Annotated in this window: 14 protein-coding genes; 5 read left to right on the top strand and 9 right to left on the bottom strand. The window is 71.6% G+C overall.

Translation table 11 applies throughout. The features are described from left to right. The first annotated feature begins 16 nt into the window (after positions 1 to 16). The 3 genes from ACFYPH_RS25950 to ACFYPH_RS25960 all read left to right on the top strand — a co-directional run bounded on the left by ACFYPH_RS25950 (position 17) and on the right by ACFYPH_RS25960 (position 3,544). Complete coding sequence (locus tag ACFYPH_RS25950; RefSeq protein ID WP_354861169.1) at positions 17 to 1,051, top strand: LacI family DNA-binding transcriptional regulator; 1,035 nt, start codon at positions 17 to 19, stop codon at positions 1,049 to 1,051. Positions 1,052 to 1,065: 14 nt separating this feature from the next. Continuing rightward, a complete protein-coding gene (locus ACFYPH_RS25955) occupies positions 1,066 to 2,076 on the top strand; it encodes an acetylxylan esterase (protein ID WP_387185336.1) in 1,011 nt (336 codons plus the stop codon). 268 nt (positions 2,077 to 2,344) lie between these two features. Continuing rightward, positions 2,345 to 3,544: a cellulose binding domain-containing protein gene (locus ACFYPH_RS25960; RefSeq protein WP_387185339.1), complete on the top strand. Its 1,200-nt coding sequence runs from the start codon at positions 2,345 to 2,347 to the stop codon at positions 3,542 to 3,544. A 154-nt stretch (positions 3,545 to 3,698) separates the two neighbouring features. On the opposite strand, the gene ACFYPH_RS25965 is transcribed toward ACFYPH_RS25960, so the two are convergent. From ACFYPH_RS25965 to ACFYPH_RS25975, 3 genes are all read right to left on the bottom strand, one after another. Beyond that, complete coding sequence (locus ACFYPH_RS25965) at positions 3,699 to 4,445, bottom strand: DUF6193 family natural product biosynthesis protein (RefSeq protein ID WP_387185342.1); 747 nt, start codon at positions 4,443 to 4,445, stop codon at positions 3,699 to 3,701. Between the two features lie 696 nt (positions 4,446 to 5,141). Next, positions 5,142 to 5,525 (bottom strand): hypothetical protein, encoded by a 384-nt coding sequence (locus tag ACFYPH_RS25970; RefSeq protein ID WP_363940311.1) that lies wholly within the window; start codon positions 5,523 to 5,525, stop codon positions 5,142 to 5,144. 389 nt (positions 5,526 to 5,914) lie between these two features. Next, the gene (locus tag ACFYPH_RS25975) at positions 5,915 to 6,589 is read right to left on the bottom strand and encodes a hypothetical protein (protein WP_355066456.1); all 675 of its coding nucleotides are present in this window, start codon (positions 6,587 to 6,589) and stop codon (positions 5,915 to 5,917) included. Positions 6,590 to 6,662: 73 nt separating this feature from the next. Here ACFYPH_RS25975 and ACFYPH_RS25980 point away from each other — a divergent pair, with 73 nt between their 5' ends. After that, positions 6,663 to 7,079, top strand: coding sequence for a VOC family protein (locus ACFYPH_RS25980; RefSeq protein WP_355066455.1), 417 nt, complete (start codon positions 6,663 to 6,665; stop codon positions 7,077 to 7,079). 247 nt (positions 7,080 to 7,326) lie between these two features. Next, on the top strand, positions 7,327 to 7,983 hold the full coding sequence (locus ACFYPH_RS25985) for a hypothetical protein (protein WP_387185347.1): 657 nt from the start codon (positions 7,327 to 7,329) through the stop codon (positions 7,981 to 7,983). A 139-nt stretch (positions 7,984 to 8,122) separates the two neighbouring features. On the opposite strand, the gene ACFYPH_RS25990 is transcribed toward ACFYPH_RS25985, so the two are convergent. From ACFYPH_RS25990 to ACFYPH_RS26015, 6 genes are all read right to left on the bottom strand, one after another. Then, positions 8,123 to 8,503, bottom strand: a complete 381-nt coding sequence (locus ACFYPH_RS25990; protein WP_387185350.1) for a helix-turn-helix domain-containing protein — start codon at positions 8,501 to 8,503, stop codon at positions 8,123 to 8,125. 156 nt (positions 8,504 to 8,659) lie between these two features. Beyond that, positions 8,660 to 9,124, bottom strand: coding sequence for a MaoC family dehydratase (locus ACFYPH_RS25995; RefSeq protein WP_355066453.1), 465 nt, complete (start codon positions 9,122 to 9,124; stop codon positions 8,660 to 8,662). 16 nt (positions 9,125 to 9,140) lie between these two features. Then, positions 9,141 to 10,289: an acyl-CoA dehydrogenase family protein gene (locus ACFYPH_RS26000; protein ID WP_387185354.1), complete on the bottom strand. Its 1,149-nt coding sequence runs from the start codon at positions 10,287 to 10,289 to the stop codon at positions 9,141 to 9,143. A 60-nt stretch (positions 10,290 to 10,349) separates the two neighbouring features. Beyond that, positions 10,350 to 13,136, bottom strand: coding sequence for an AAA family ATPase (locus ACFYPH_RS26005; protein WP_387185357.1), 2,787 nt, complete (start codon positions 13,134 to 13,136; stop codon positions 10,350 to 10,352). Positions 13,137 to 13,189: 53 nt separating this feature from the next. Further along, a complete protein-coding gene (locus ACFYPH_RS26010) occupies positions 13,190 to 13,801 on the bottom strand; it encodes a TetR/AcrR family transcriptional regulator (protein ID WP_387185359.1) in 612 nt (203 codons plus the stop codon). A gap of 94 nt (positions 13,802 to 13,895) precedes the next feature. Next, positions 13,896 to 14,663, bottom strand: coding sequence for an SDR family oxidoreductase (locus ACFYPH_RS26015; protein ID WP_387185361.1), 768 nt, complete (start codon positions 14,661 to 14,663; stop codon positions 13,896 to 13,898). Between the last annotated feature and the right edge of the window lie 72 nt (positions 14,664 to 14,735).

A 14,735-nucleotide genomic window follows, 5' to 3' on the forward strand; every position in this document is an offset into this window, starting at 1 on the left:
GCTGCATGAGGCTGCGATGACAGAGCACCGCCCGCTCGACCCACCCGCCTCCACCACCATCGCGACGATCGCCCACGACGTCGGCGTGTCGGTCGCCACGGTGTCCAAGGTCCTCAACGGCCACGAGGATGTCGCCCCCGGCACCAGGGCACGGGTCGAGGAGAGTCTCGACCGTCACCGGTACCAGCGCCGCGCTCGGCGATCGTCCGGCGCGGGGCGGATCGATCTCGTGTTCCACGAGTTCGACACCGGCTGGGCGATGGAGGTTCTGCGCGGCGCCGAGGCGGTCACCAGCATCGCCGGCATCGGCCTCGCGGTCTCCCAACTCGACGGTGCGCACCGCCCACCGCAACGGTGGCTCGACACGGTGCTCAGCCAACGCCCGCTGGGTGTGCTGCTCGTCCTCTGCCACCTGACCGAGACGCAGCAACAGCAGCTGCGACGCCAGGGCGTCCCGTTCGTCGTGATCGACACCGACAGCGCGACCTCGGCCTCCGTGCCCACGGTCGGGTCGAACAACTGGAACGGCGGCCTGCTCGCCGCTCGACACCTGCTGGAGCTGGGCCACCGCCGAAACGCCGTCATCTCCGGGCCGCCCGACGTGCTGTGCAGCCGGGCCCGAGCCGCGGGCTTCCAGCACGCGCACGAGGAGATCGGGTTGACCGTCGACCGCGAGCTGGTCCGCTACGGCAGCTTCTCCGCCGGGGCCGGGCACGCCCACGGGCTCGAGCTGCTGAACCGGCCGGACCGCCCCACGGCGATCTTCGCCGGCTCGGACACGCAGGCCATGGGGGTGCTCCGGGCCGCCCGGCAGTGCGGCCTGCGGGTCCCCGAGGACCTCTCCGTGATCGGGTACGACAACCTGCCGGTCGCCACCTGGACCGATCCGGCTCTCACCACAATCAACCAGCCGCTGCGCGACATGGCGGGCATCGCCACCCAGATGCTGCTCGGCCTGGTCGGCGGCACCGCCCCGGCGACCAGCCGGATCGACCTGGTGACCGAGTTGGTCGTCCGGGAGAGCACCGCACCCCCCGCCCAACAGCTCTGACCCTGCGAGGAACCGTGCCGTACTCCGACCCCGCCCTCGCCGAGCTTGAGCGATACGTGCCGACCGTCGCCGAGCCCGAGGACTTCGACCAGTTCTGGCGTGGCACCCTCGCCGAGGTGGCCACCCGTCCGGTGCTCGTGGACGTCCGTCCCGAACCCACCGACCTGCGCCTGCTCGACTCCTGGGACGTCACGTTCGCCGGCTTCGGCGGTGACCCGGTGCGCGCCTGGTACACCCGACCGGCGGGTGCACGCGGACCGCTGCCCGCCGTGGTGGAGTACGCCGGCTACGGGCGTGGACGCGGCCTGCCGCACGAGCGGCTGACCTGGCCGGTCGCCGGGTACGCGCACCTGTTGATGGACAACCGGGGCCAGGCGGGGCAGCACGGCGCCGGCGACACCGCCGACCCGCACGGCAGGCCCGGCGGCCCCTGGCCGGCCACCTGGGGAATCCTCGACCCGCACGACTACCACTACCGACGTCTGATCACCGACGCGGTCCGGGCCGTCGAGGCGGTTCGCGCCCTGCCCGGAATCGACGCGGGCCGGGTCGCCGTGGTCGGCAACAGTCAGGGCGGCGGCCTGGCCCTGGCGGTGGCCGGCCTCGTCGACGACCTCGCGGCGGTGCTGGCGACGGCCCCGTTCCTCTGCGACGTCCAGCGCGCCATCACGCTCAGCGACGTGTCGCCGTACGGTGAGATCGGCCGGTACCTGGCGGTGCACCGGGAGGCCGAGGACGCGGTCCGGCGCACGTTGTCCTACGTCGACGGGGTGACCTTCGCCCGGCGGGCCACCGCGCCGGCGCACTTCGGCGTCGGCCTGCGCGACACCGTTTGCCCGCCGAGCACCGGCTTCGCCGCCTACAACCAGTACGGTGCCGCGAGCGGACGGCCCGTCCCGCCGCAGCGGGAGATGCACGTCTACCCGTTCAACGGCCATGAGGGCGGCGAGGCCGTGCACGTCCGGCGGCAGCTGCGCTGGCTCGCCGCGAGGCTCGCGCCGACCGAGGTGACGGGCCAGGACTGACCGCCTCGTCCACTCCCGACCATCGCCCACGTTCGATGCATTGCCGGTGTTAGCGATAACAAGCTATGGTGCGTCCAGGCGGGGTGCAGGGCACATCCCGGCCAGGGCTCATCGATCCGTCGTCTCCGACCGTCGATGACCAGAGCTGACGACCAGCGGTGATGACGTCCGGGTTCCTGGTCCTCGCGCAGCTCACTCTCGCGTACCGCGCGGTTCCGCCTCGTCGGTGGGCCGCCGATGTCGTGCCCCCACCACCTGAGGAAGCCCCATGAGCAGACCGATCCTTGGCAACCCCGTCCCCCCGCCGCCCACCACCACCGCGACGACGTCGAGGCCCCGCCGGGCCCGACTGTGGTGGGCGGCCCTGGCCGCCGTCGCGGCCATGACCGCGGCCGTCCCGGTGGCGACCGCGCCCGCGAGCGCCGAGTCCAACGGCGGGGTACGTGTCATGCCCCTCGGCGACTCGATCACCGACGGCTTCAACGTCGCCGGTGGCTACCGGATCGAACTCTGGCAGCGGTTCGTCTCCGGCGGATACCGGATCGACTTCGTCGGTTCCGGGTTCAACGGCCCGGCCAGCCTCGGTGACCACGACCACGAGGGCCACTCCGGGTGGACGATCGCCCAGATCGACGCCAACGTCGTCAACTGGCTGCGGGCCACGAACCCGCGGACCGTGCTGCTGCACATCGGCACCAACGACATGTACGGCGACACGTCCGGCGCCCCGGCTCGTCTGGCCACCCTGGTCGATCGCATCACCAACACCGCACCGAACGCGGACGTGTTCGTCGCGACGATCATTCCGAAGTCCGGCGCGGACACCCAGGTCCGCGGCTACAACGCGGCGATCCCGGGGATCGTGCAGACCCGGGCCGCCGCCGGCAAGCGCGTCCACCTGGTCGACATGTACCGCGCCCTGACGCTCAGCGACCTGGCCGACGGCGTACACCCCAACGCCACGGGTTACCGCAAGATGGCCGTCGCCTGGTACGACGCCCTGCGCACGGTGCCCGGCAGCATCGGGGGCGACACGCCGCCGACCACCGCACCGACCACCACCGCACCACCCACCACGGCACCGCCGACCACGGCACCGCCCACCACCGCGCCACCCACCACCGCGCCGCCGACCACGCCCCCGCCGTCCGGGGGATGCCGGGTCACGTACACGGTCAACGCCTGGAACAGCGGGCTCACCGCGGCCGTGTCGGTGACCAACACCGGCAGCAGCGCGGTCAACGGTTGGGCCCTGGCGTTCACGCTGCCCGACGGCCAGACCATCACCAGCGGCTGGAACGCCACCTACTCCCCGTCGAGCGGGGCGGTGACCGCACGCAACGTCTCCTACAACGGCACCATCGCCCCGAACACGTCGGTCGACATCGGCTTCCAGGCCACCCACACCGGCAACGCCGGTCGGCCGTCCGCCTTCACGCTCAACGGCACCGCCTGCGCGGTCGCCTGACCCTCGTACCCGACGCGGGACGCGGGGGCGGCGAGGCTTCTTCTCGCCGCCCCCGCAGGTACGGGTGGCTCAGGACGCGTAACGGTCGGACGCCGAGCGCCGCGCCGCTCGGCGTCCGGATCTGCCCACGCGCGGATGGCCTGGCGGAGAAGTACTAGCTCTGTTCGGCTGCGCCGTACCTCACCGGACTGAGATCGGCGGGCAGGTTGCGCGCGGCCAATGACACGGCCTCCTCCGCTGTAGCGGTCTCACCGAGTTCCTGTCCCATGTAGCCCATCGTGACGATGTAGTCCTTGCCTCGCCCGGCATGCAAGCACACCAGGAGATCACGGGAGAGGCTGGGCCGGGTGCTGGTGGAGAACCGCAGAGACCAATGGCTGGTGAACGGGTAGAGCTGCCGGAGCCTTGGCTCGGCGTACGCGGCCTCGATGAGCGCGTGGTACTCGGGCCAGTTCACCTCCGCTGCCTCCGTACGCAGGTGCCGCCACTCCGATTCGACCAGCCCTGCCGGATCGCGGTCGGGCACCTCGAACCGTCCAGTCAGTTTCACGAACGACGCAGCCTGGGGGATCTCGGTCAGGTGCGCTCCGTCATGCCAGGCCTGCGCGGCTCGCGCCACCTGACCGAGATCCACCGTGTCTCCTTCGATCAAGGCCAGACCTTGGTCGCGCTCGCAACTGCGAATAGACCACCGCCGCTCTACGTAGCTGGCGGACACCTTCAACTCCTCACGATGCGGGAGGGTGGTCGGAACGACAGCGCCATGCAACGAATTGGACGCCGTAACCGGCACGCGAATGGACAGCCCTTGCCGGATGGCGACGGCTCGCAACGCCGCCGCAAGGCTGCCCTCGGCAGCAACCTCCGGATAGAGAACAACAGGATCGGGGTAGGTCGGCACGGCTCACGATTCTGCCCCACCACGCTGCCGGGACAGCCGCGAGACGGCCGGGATCGAGTCGACTCGAAGCACCCGCTCTTGCCGCGATCCGCGTGGTCATGGCTCCCCTCTCTGTCAAGACACCGCCAGGAGGAGAGTTCTATCCTGGGTTTCGGCGGGTCCAGGAAGTGACTTCTCCGAAGAGCCGGCTGGGGGATGAGGGTCGGTCGCGCTGGAGCCAGTTGTCGTTCCCCGTTGTCCTCCCGGGCCCGCTGCCGGCGGCCGCCGACGACGGTCTCGTCGCGGGCCATGACCTCGATCGTTACCGAGCGCTTGTGCGGGTCCATCCCGCTGACCACACGATCTGACGTGCCACTCACCGCGTCCTCCGATGCTCGATCCACCTGGGTTGTCGAGCCGGGAGGGCAACGCTACTTCGAGCCGAGCAAACCCCTCTTGAGCCTCTCCCCGCCATGGGGCGACGCCCGGGCCGCGCAGGCCAAATGAGAGCCACACGACCAGCGTGGGCAACCGAAATGAGAACGACAGCCCGGGCGCCTCGACCGAAGCCTGGCCGGGCCGGGCCGGGCCGGGCCGGGCCGGGCCGGGCCGGGCCGGGCCGGGCCGGGCCGGGCCGGGCCATGGTCGCAGGTCAATGAAACAAGTAGCCGAGATGAGTGCACAGATCACATAACACTCGGCCTGAGCCGGCGGACTTTATCGAAGACCGAAGTCGCTAGGAGCCTCGGCCGCTTTGGCTCTGAACGCCTTATCCAGATTCTCATCCGCTGGGCCGAGAAGGTCATAGAACTGACGTTCCCGCGATCCAGCGTATTCGACATCTGACTCATGGTTCAAGACGTCAGCCAGGAGGTCAGCAAGCTCGGACAGGCGGAAGTAGCGCATCGCGTCGATCGCCCGTCTCAGGCGGAAAGGTTCGTTGACTTCCACGGCGAAGCCCAAGCCGCCGCCCATGGCCGAGTTGTAGACACGTAGCAGGAAGGAAAGGTGCGCAATCCCCAGCGGAGTTCCTTCAGGCGCTTCACCGTCAGCCCCATAGTCGCAGGCACGGTTCCAGATGACGGCGGGATCGTCCAACACGGACCACCTCCACGTCTCATCCAACTCGTCCATCATGGGCCACCGAGTTCCTCTTACTCGCGCCGATACATCGCACGATTCAATCACGCTAGCCCCCTACTCGTCGCGCGACCTCTTCTGCCGCGTCCGGGCGTTACTCGGCGTATCCGCGGGACTGAATTGGTGTAGCCGTATTCGGGCTCGGGTCGATATCGTCGCGCCGTGGTGCAATCCAGGCGGTACCCCTATGTCGGTCCGGCCGAGTTCCGTGACCGGGCGTCCGACTGACGGCATCCGGATCTGCCGCTGAGTGTGCGCGGATCTGTCGAAAGTCGTATGTCGGATCGCGCAGGCGTACCTCGGCGGGCCGTCGGCCAGGCCCGCGTCGCCAGGGTCACGGCTCACCCAGGTCAATACCGGAAGACCTGCTCGGACACTCGGAACGTCGTGCTGCACTGCGTGCAGGTGGCACGGCCGAACAGGTAGGTGAGGGCAATGGCGACGGACTGCTGCCCGGCCTGCACGCTCATCAGATGCAGCCGTTGACCGACGCCGTTCAACTCGTCCGGTTCGGTCGGCAGTAGCGGTGTCTGCTCGACGTCCGGCTTCGTGGCGTAGTCCTCGTGGGTGGCGAAACACCCATCCTCGCCGAAGGCCACGAACAGCGACGTCTCGCACTGCGGGCACTCGACCTCGATCTCGTCGTGCACGATCCGATCGAGCTCCGCCCCCCAGAGCTCGTCACCCTCCAGCGCCATCACCGCCTGCAGACGGAAGACGAACGAGTGCCGGTCGGTCGGTGTGGCAAGCCAGTCGTTGGTCAGCCGGTGCATGGTTGCGAACACTTCGGCGTATCGCGGCCAGTTAGCCTCATCAAGATCCGCTGCGATCTTGCCAGCAAGCATCAGAACGTTGTCGCGGCCGGCCGGTGCGTACCGGCCCGCGAGGTCGGCCAACCGCGGGATCAGGAAGGCTTCGTCCGCCTCGGAGAAACCTTCGTGGCACGCCTTCTCGTACAGCGAGTCCCAAGCATCTGCGTACGAATCGGCCGCAGCGGTCGCCAGCAACTCGTCGACCTTCGTCACGGCATGAATCTAACCAGGTCGCCGCGCCGGATCGTGCCGACGACGACAGCGCTCGGGGTGGGCGGCGAGCACGATGGACCCTGCGTACGCTGCCGTGGTGCAGATCGATCTGGTTGCCCTGATCGTTGACGAGTACGAACCCGCGATCGCGTTCTTCACCGACGTACTCGGCTTCGATCTCGTCGAGGATTCCCCATCGCTGACCACTGACGGGCGGCCCAAGCGTTGGGTCGTCGTCCGGCCGCCGGGTGCCCAGACCGGGATTCTCCTCGCTCGCGCCGACGGAGAACACCAACGTGCCGCAACTGGTAACCAGGTAGCCGGCCGAGTCGGGTTCTTCCTCCGAGTCGACGACTTCGACGCCACTTACCGACGGATGGCCGAGGCCGGTGTCACCTTCGTCCGGGAGCCAAGGGCCGAGCCCTATGGCCGGGTCGCGGTCTTCCTCGACATCGCCGGCAACCGGTGGGACCTTCTCGGATGCGCATGACGTCGCCGCAGTTGTCAGTCGAGGCGCCCAGGTCAGACGTCCTGATGTGCCGCTGAGTGTGCGCGGATCTGCCGATGAGAGGTCATCCAGGGTTCAGCGCTCACAGATGTCGCTGGTATGGCAGGTCGCGGTGTCGACTCCCTCGTCACCTGGCATCAAGTGCCGCCCGGCCTATCTTCAGATAATCAGGTCCTCGGACGAAGAACAAGACTTGATCTTGTAGCGCGGTGGTTCCACGCTGTGACACATGAGATGGGACCCCGTCACCACGCTCCAACGCGCCCTGTGGATCGGCGGCGGCCAGTGGGCCGGCAAATCCACTGTCGCTGGCATTCTCGCTGAGCGGTACGGCCTCACCCATTACCACTACGACTACCACGACGCTCGCGGCCATGATGATCGGCGGATAGCACAGCGGGTCCGTTGCGGCGAGTCCCCAACCGGACCGGACTGGGAGGCAGTCTGGATCCAAGCAACGCCAGAGGAGATGGCCGATCAGGTCATCGCCGACTTCCCGGACCGTTTCCAGTGGGTGCAAGACGACCTGCGTGCCCTCGTCTCCCCTCGGCCCATCCTTGCTGAGGGCTGGGGGTTACGCCCAGAACTGGTCGCGCCGGTCGCCGGCTCTATCGGCCGGATGGTGGTCATGGTCGCGGCCGAGGAGTTCCTGCAACGCCAGGTCGCTCGGCTACCCCGTGCCAGCGCCATCGGTCATCAGGTCAGCGACTCGCAACTCGCTCAACGCAACCGCGTCGAGCGTGATCGGTTGATCGCCGCAGACGCGGTCCGCAACGCGCACCGATTGGGGGTCCGCGTCATCGAGGTCGACGGATCACGGGACGCCGAAGCCGTGGCCGACCTAGTGGCCGAGCACTTCGCGCCGTTCCTGCCCGAGCAGCCTTGAACGTATAACTCATCTGCCGCTGGTCGGGCGCGAGCGCGACCACCTCAGCGGTGACAGATGTAGTCGGCAGGGCGGTCCGTCATGCGATATGGGAAGGTGCTCGACAGACGTCGTCGCCCCTTCTGGAACGTCGACCTCTCTACGCTCCAGCCGTACCTGCTTGTGCACCTGGACCCGTACGCCGACAGTCGGCGACGTTCCACCGGACTGAGCCCATGCACGGCGACGGGGCCATGCGCGAGCGGCCGACCGGCCGCGGTGTCGGTCGGCCACTCCACCGGTCAGAAGCCTCGTGGTCGACGGGAGCGGCGACCAGGCGGGCGAGCCTGCCGCCTGCGTTGAGCGCCTGGTCGAGGTGGCGAGCGGTCTCGAAGGTGGCTGCCTTGCTGCCATTCTCCAGTTCGTGGAGGTGGCTCTTGCCGCGGTGAGTGAGCTGGGCGAGCGCCCGCAGGGACAGGCCGGCCTGCTCACGAAGTTGCCGGAGTGTGGCGCCGAAGCGTGGGTCGACGTGGGCCGTCATGGCGGTGCTCCCGGTAGAGGACGGGAATGGCGGCACCGCCGGCCTCTACACCGGCGGGCCGCCATGTCGAAGGTACCGTCCTTGTGCGTAGCCCGTCACGCTCCGCGCCCGGAGACGCACCCTCAGCGCCTGACAGCTACGCCGTCGGACGACCGCTCAGCGACCCGCCTCGCCATAGAGGCGGCTCACCGTCTCGGCGACGCACACTGGCTTGCCCCCGCCGTCACTCTCCACGGTCACCGCCGTGACCATCTGCACCCCACCACTGACCGGTGACACCTCCGCGATGACGGCGGTGGCCCGCACGGCGGCGCCGACCCGCAGCGGCGCGGGGAAGCGCACCCGGTTCAGCCCGTAGTTGACTCCCATCGCGACCCCCTGGACGCGGTACAGCTGACCGGCCAACGCCGGCAACAGCGACAGGGTCAGGTAGCCGTGCGCGATCGTGGCGCCGAACGGCCCGGCCGCCGCGCGTACCGGGTCGATGTGGATCCACTGGTGGTCGTCGGTGGCGTCGGCGAAGAGGTCCACGCGGTCCTGCTCGATCCGCTGCCAGGGGCCGGGCCCGAGGGTCTCGCCGACCGCGGTGGTCAGCTCGTCGACGGAGGTGAAGACTCGCATCCGGGTGTCCTTAGAGCTAGAAGGCGTTGACGCCGGTGAGCGCGCGTCCGATCAGGAGCTGTTGGATCTGGCTGGTGCCCTCGTAGAGGGTGGCCACCCGCGCGTCGCGCAGGTACTTGCCGACCGGGTATTCGTCGATGTAGCCGTACCCGCCGAAGACCTGGACCGCGTTGTTGGCCGCGCGGACGGCGGCCTCGCTGGCGAAGAGCTTCGCCATCGACGCCTCGGTGGCGAACGGCTGGTCGCGGTCGATCAGGTCGGCGACCTGCCAGACCAGCAGGCGGGCGGCCGCCGTGTCGACGGCGATGGCCGCGAGCAGCTGCTGGACGAGCTGGTGCCCGGCGATCGGCTTGCCGAACTGGGTCCGCTGCCCGGCGTAGCCGACCGCCGCGTCGAGGCAACCCTGGGCGATGCCGACGCAGCCGGCCGCCACCGACATCCGCCCCTTGGCGAGGGTGGCCAGGGCCAGCCGGAAGCCGGCGCCCTCGGCCCCGAGGCGGGCGGTGTCGGGCACCCGCACGTCGTCGAGACGCAGCTCACCGGTGGCCTGCCCGCGCAGGCCGAGCTTGCCGTGGATCTCGCGCCGGGTCAGGCCCGGACTGTCGGTGGGCACCAGGAACGCGGTGATGCCCCGGTGGCCGGGACCGCCGGTGCGGGCGAAGATCAGGGCGACGTCGGCGGTCGTGCCGTTGGTGATGAACGTCTTCGTGCCGGTGAGCAGCCAGTCGTCGCCGTCGCGGACCGCGCGGGTGCGCAGCGCGGCCGCGTCCGATCCGCTGTCCGGCTCGGTCAGCCCGAAACAGCCGAGCGCGGCGCCGGAGCAGAGCCGGGGCAGCCACTCGGCCCGCTGCGCGGCCGACCCGTGGGCGGCGATCGACTTGGCGACCAGGCCGAGCGAGACGGAGACGATGCCACGCACGGCCGAGTCGCCCCGGCCAAGCTCCTCCAGGACCAGGCAGTACGTGAGGTGGCCGCCGCCGGAGCCGCCGTCGGACTCGGCGATGGTCAGCCCGAGGAAGCCGAGGTCGCCGAGCTTGCCGACGATGGCCGGGTCGACCGACTCGCGCCGATCCCACGTGGCGGCGTGCGGCGTCAACTCCCGGTCGGCGAACTCGGCGGCGAGCTGACGGACCGCCGTCTGCTCGGCGGACAGGGTGAGCTCCATGACGCATAAACTAGCGGTGATAGTTTACGTCGTCCAGACCGGACCGGGCCCGGGCCGCGCTCACCGGTCGGACGCCAGACCGGCGTGCGGCTCGGCGGCGAAGGTCCGGGCCAACTCGGTACGGGAGCGGATGCCCAGCCGGTGGAAGACGTTGCGCAGGTGGTGGTCGACCGTGCGGGTGGACAGGAACATCCGGGCGGCGATCTCCCGGTTGGTGGCGCCCTCGGCGACCAGTTGCGCGATCCGCAGTTGCTGACCGGTCAGCAACCGCGCCGCCGGCAGGTCCGGCGGACCGACCGACTCCCCGGCGGCGCGCAGCTCGGCCGTGGCCTGCTCGGCCCAGCGACCCGCGCCGAGCAACGTGAACGTCTCCCGGGCCTGGTGCAGGTGCCCCCGGGCGTCCCGCGGACGCCGGCTGCGCCGCAGGTCCTGACCGAAGAGCAGCTCCGTGCGCGCCCGTTCGAAGGCGCCATCCTCCGTCGGGTGCAGTCGCAGCGCGGTCCGGAACTCCTGCTCCGCCTCGACGCCGCCCCGGGGCGCGAGCAGCGCGTGACACCGGGCCGAGAGCGCCCGGCGCAGCGGGCTCGCTGTGCTGCTCGCCCACCTGTCGAAGGCCGCGAGCGCGGCTGTCGCCGCCGGCCGGTGCGGCAGGTGGGCCGCCGCCTCCACCAGGTACGGGGTGGCCATCACCTGGACGAGCACCTGGCCCCGGCCGGTGCCGAGCCGGGCCAGCGACGCCAGTCGGGCCGCCGCCTCGGCGTGCCGACCGTCGACGAGGTCGAGCACGGCCAGCGCCCACCCGGCGAGCGCGTGTGGTCGGCTGCCCGGCGTCGGCGTCGGGCCGATCTCGCGGATCCGCCGCAGGCTGGACTCCCGGTCGGCCCGGACGGCGGCCAGCACGGCGAGCAGGCCCAGGTGGACGTTGGCGCAGTTGAACTGCCCGGTGGCGCGGGCGACCCGCAGCCCGTCGCGGGAGGTCTCCGCCGCGGCCTCGTGCCGCCCCAGCCAGTACTCGGCTACCGCGCGCAGCTCCAACGCCCGGGACAGCATGGACAGCTCGCCCCGTTCCCGCGCCAACCCGACGGCGCGCTCGGCGAGCCGGTGCGCGGCGCCGTCCACGGCCACCACCAGCCCGGCCGCCGCCGCGCAGGTGAGCGCGGTCGGGGTCAGCGCCGGCCCGGCCAACCGGCCGCCCAGCACGACGGCTCGGCGCAGCGCAGGCCCGGCCCGCTCGTGGTCACCCCGCAGCGTGGCGGCCACCCCGGTGACGAGGCATCCCGCCAGCTCCACGGCCGGCGGGTCGTTCGGGTGCCGCAGGGCCGCGGCCCGCCGGCCGACCTCCGCGTACCGGTACTGGTCGCCGGCGAAGCACACGGCCTCGCCGGCCCGCGCCAGCGCCTCCATGGCCACGGCGCGGTCGGTCCCGGCCACCGTACGCGCGGCGGACAGCAGCGTGGCCGCCGCGCCGGCGGCGTCGTCACAGCGCAGTTGCAGCTCGCCGCGCAGCAGCCCGGCGTGCCCGGTGACGGTCGGGTCCGCGCAGGTCGCGCGGAGGCGGTCGAGCAGGAGCCGGGCCTGGCCGGGTTGCCCGGCGGTCCAGGCGTACCGGGCGGCGGCGAGCAGGCGCGCGGCGACGTCGCTCGGGCTGTCGCTGAGCGCGGCGGCCCGGCACAGCGCGGCCGACGCCACGGCCCAGCCGTCGCGCCCACCGGCCGCCGCCCGCTCCAACTCGGCGGCGAGGGCCGGATCGGCGCCCGCCGTCGCGGCGGCGAGGTGCATCGCCCGCAGCAGCCGTTGCCCGTCCGGATCGAGAACCTCCGCGAGCAGCCGGTGCGCCGCGCGCCGCTGGGCCAGCGGCGCACCGGCCGCGACCATCGTGCGGGCCAGCGGCTGCGCGAACGTGACGCCCCCGGGCTCGACCCGAACCAGACCGGCGGCTTCGGCCGGGGCGAGCGCCTCGACGGCCAGGCCGGCGGCGTCGGCCGCGCGAACGAAGGTCGCCGGTTCGTCCGACTCGTCGAGCGCGGCGAGCAGCAGCATCCGGCGGGTGTCCGGCGGCAGCCGGTCGAGGCGGGCCCGGTAGGCGCGGGCGAGTGCGCCATCGGCCGGCGGCGCGGCCGGCAGGGGCTCCTCCCCGCGCCACTGCCCGGGGTTCAGCACCTCGGTGAGGTCCACGAGAGCCTGCGGGTTGCCGCCACCGACGGCGGCGAGCGTGGCCGCGACCGGCGCGGCGGGTCGCTCGGGTAGCCGGTCGGTGAGGACGGCGATGCTGTCCCGCTCGCCCAGCGGCGACAGCCGGTGCGCCGCGATGCCGTCGACGGTGGTGCCGACGTCCGCGGTGAGCAGGACGGCCGCCGGCAGGTGCCGTAGCCGGCGGGCGACGAAGGCCAGCACCTGCGCGGTCTGCGGGTCACCCCGGTCGACGTCGTCCATGGTGGCGAGCAGCGGGCGCTCCCGGGCGGCCGCGGCGAGCAGACCGAGGACGGCCACCGACAGGGCCAGCCGGCGTTCGGGCCGGCAGCCCTCGCCGTCCAACGCCCGGCGCAGCAGGTGCCGTCGCGGCTCGGGCAGGGCGGCGGCCCGGTCGAGCACCGGATCGAGCAGGCGTTGCAGGCCGGCGTACGGCAGCGTCGCCTCCTCGGGCAGCCCGGCGCCGGCGAGGACGGTGCAGTCCTTCGCGTACCGCTGGGCGTAGGAGAGCAGCGCCGTCCGGCCCGAGCCCGGCTCGCCGTGCAGGAGCAGAGCCCCACCGCCGTCGGGCACGCCGTCGAGCAGAGTCCGGATGGCTCGGCACTGGTCGTCCCGGCCGCGCAACACGGTTATTTGCACTGAGTATGCAGTAACCATGCGTCCCAGTGTCACCCATCGATCACCGGATGGAAAGAGGGGACGAGCCGGGATCAGTCGGTCGCGACCTCGGCCAGCAGCGCGCCGACCGTCCGGGACATCACCGCGCGGGCCTGGTCCACGCCCAGCCCGAGGCCGTAGCGCAGCATCGACCAGGCCGGCCACATGCTCGCCGCCACCACCGCGTTGAGCAGCTGCTCGCGCCCCCGCCCGGCGTTCGTCAGCTCGGCGGCGAAGAGGTGCTCGACCTCGTCGCGCACCCGGTCGATGTGCTTGAGGCGGTTGCGGTGCAGTTGGTCGGAGACCGGCTCGCGCATCTGCGCGGCCCGCGCCGACGGCGCGATGAGCTGGAGCAGCCGTGCCCGCTGCCGGCAGTACGCGTCGACCCGCTTGGCCAGCGGCAACGCGGGCGAGATCGGCCGGTAGGCGGCATCCTGCTGGCGCAGCACCTCGGCGCCGCTCGCCTCGAAGAGCGTCTCCATGTCCTTGAAGTTGGTCCAGAGTGTCCGCAGTGAGATGCCGGCCCGTTCGGCGATGCGCTCCCCGGTCGGCCGCAGGTCGCCCTCGGCGATGAGTGCCAGGTGCGCCTCGACGATGGCTGCCCGGGTGCGCTCGGCCCGGGCCGTCCGCCCGTCCACCCGCCCCGGGGCCTCGACCCTGTTCATCCGCCCCCGCCCCTTCACCGCCACGACGTCGCCCGGCTCCCCGCCGAGTCTAGACAGGCGATGATCAGGCACCTCCGAGCGCGCACGGGAGGTGTCATCCGGGCCGGCCGGCCAGCGTGACGCCACCGTCGCAGACGATGGTCTGTCCGGTGATCCAGGCGGCGTCGGGGCCGGCCAGGAAGGCGACCGCGCCCGCCACGTCCGGCGCGACACCGAGCCGACCGAGGGGGTACCGCGCCGCGACCTCGTCCTCGCGCCCCTCGTAGAGCACCGCGGCGAAGCGGGTCTTGACCACCCCGGGGGCGACGGCGTTGACCCGGATCGTCGGCCCCAGCTCGACGGCGAGACTGGCGGTGAGGTGGTTGAGCGCGGCCTTGCTCACGCCGTAGAGGGCGATGCCCGGCGACGGCGCGAGGCCGGCGATCGAGGAGACGTTGACCACGCAGCCGCCCCGCTCGGTCATGCCGGCGGCGCAGACCTCCTGTACCCAGCCCAGCGCGGCGACGAGGTTGACGTCGAGGATCTTGCGGGCGGCGGCCAGGTCCAGCTCGACCAGCGGGCCGTGCACGGGGTTGATGCCGGTGTTGTTGACCAGCAGGTCCACCGGCCCGAACGCCGCGCCGACCTGCCGCACCGCCTCGGCCCGGTGCGCCGGGTCGTCGGCCCGGCCGGGCACGGCCACGGCGTACGCGGGGCCGCCGAGGGCGACGACCGCGTCGGCGAGCGCCTCGGGACGGCGGGCGGTCAGACACACCCGGGCGCCCTCGGCGACGAGTCGTCGGGCGATGGCCAGGCCGATCCCGCGACTGGCGCCGGTGACGATGGCGACCCGACCCGCGAGTCGACCTGAAATTGCATCCACAGTGCAGATAGTAGGAGGACTGATCGGTGTCGGTCAACGGCCGGCACCCGTCGGCACCGCGCACGGCATCCG

The sequence above is a fragment of the Micromonospora sp. NPDC005252 genome (assembly GCF_042872475.1).
Lineage (GTDB): Bacteria > Actinomycetota > Actinomycetes > Mycobacteriales > Micromonosporaceae > Micromonospora.

Bases quoted from the DNA above. Each gene is read 5' to 3' on its own strand.
- ACFYPH_RS25985 (WP_387185347.1), top strand. From the start codon at position 7,327: ATGAGATGGGACCCCGTCACCACGCTCCAACGCGCCCTGTGGATCGGC.
- ACFYPH_RS26000 (WP_387185354.1), bottom strand. From the start codon at position 10,289: ATGGAGCTCACCCTGTCCGCCGAGCAGACGGCGGTCCGTCAGCTCGCC.
- ACFYPH_RS25960 (WP_387185339.1), top strand. From the start codon at position 2,345: ATGAGCAGACCGATCCTTGGCAACCCCGTCCCCCCGCCGCCCACCACC.
- ACFYPH_RS26005 (WP_387185357.1), bottom strand. From the start codon at position 13,136: ATGGTTACTGCATACTCAGTGCAAATAACCGTGTTGCGCGGCCGGGAC.
- ACFYPH_RS25995 (WP_355066453.1), bottom strand. From the start codon at position 9,124: ATGCGAGTCTTCACCTCCGTCGACGAGCTGACCACCGCGGTCGGCGAG.
- ACFYPH_RS25990 (WP_387185350.1), bottom strand. From the start codon at position 8,503: ATGACGGCCCACGTCGACCCACGCTTCGGCGCCACACTCCGGCAACTT.
- ACFYPH_RS25950 (WP_354861169.1), top strand. From the start codon at position 17: ATGACAGAGCACCGCCCGCTCGACCCACCCGCCTCCACCACCATCGCG.
- ACFYPH_RS26010 (WP_387185359.1), bottom strand. From the start codon at position 13,801: ATGAACAGGGTCGAGGCCCCGGGGCGGGTGGACGGGCGGACGGCCCGG.
- ACFYPH_RS25980 (WP_355066455.1), top strand. From the start codon at position 6,663: ATGGACCCTGCGTACGCTGCCGTGGTGCAGATCGATCTGGTTGCCCTG.